Here is a 635-nt window from a genome sequence, read left to right as displayed (position 1 = left end):
GACGGGGATGGCGTGAGCACCCCGGATGAGGATGCGGACCAGGATGGCGACCCGACCAATGACGATACGGATGAGGACGGCACCCCCGATTACCTGGACCCCACGGATGACGGCAACGGCAACGGTGGCGGAGACGATACGGACACCGACGGGGACGGGGTCCCTGACACCGAAGACCTCGACAGCGACGGGGACGGCCTTTTGGATACCACTGAGGACGCGAACACCGACGGGGATGACGACCCGGCTACAAACCCCACCGATACCGATGGGGACGGCCGCCCGGATTACCTCGATATTGATTCCGATAACGATGGCCTGTTGGACAATGTGGAAGCCCAACCTGCCGATGGGTACGTACCCCCCAGTGGGGAAGATACCAATGGCAATGGCCTGGACGATGCCTACGAAGGGGACGGTTCCCAGGGGTTGGACCCGGTGAATACCGACGGGGACGGCCGCCCCGATTACCTTGACATCGACTCCGACAACGACGGCATCCCCGACAACGTGGAAGGCCAGCCCACGGACGGGTATGTTCCGCCCACCGGTACGGACACGGACGGCAATGGCCTGGATGATGCGTATGAAGGCACCGGTGCGGAAGGGATTACCCCCGAGAACACCGATGGCAC

At 63.1% G+C, this 635-nt stretch carries 1 pseudogene; it reads left to right on the top strand.

What is annotated here, in order from left to right:
- Window positions 1-635: pseudogene (locus tag NG653_RS14640) on the top strand (gliding motility-associated C-terminal domain-containing protein); the annotation flags it as partial.

The organism is Robiginitalea marina (genome assembly GCF_024006985.1).
GTDB lineage: Bacteria > Bacteroidota > Bacteroidia > Flavobacteriales > Flavobacteriaceae > Robiginitalea > Robiginitalea marina.
The sequence above is the reverse complement of the archived record's forward strand: the minus strand, read 5'-3'. Positions and strand labels throughout refer to the sequence as shown.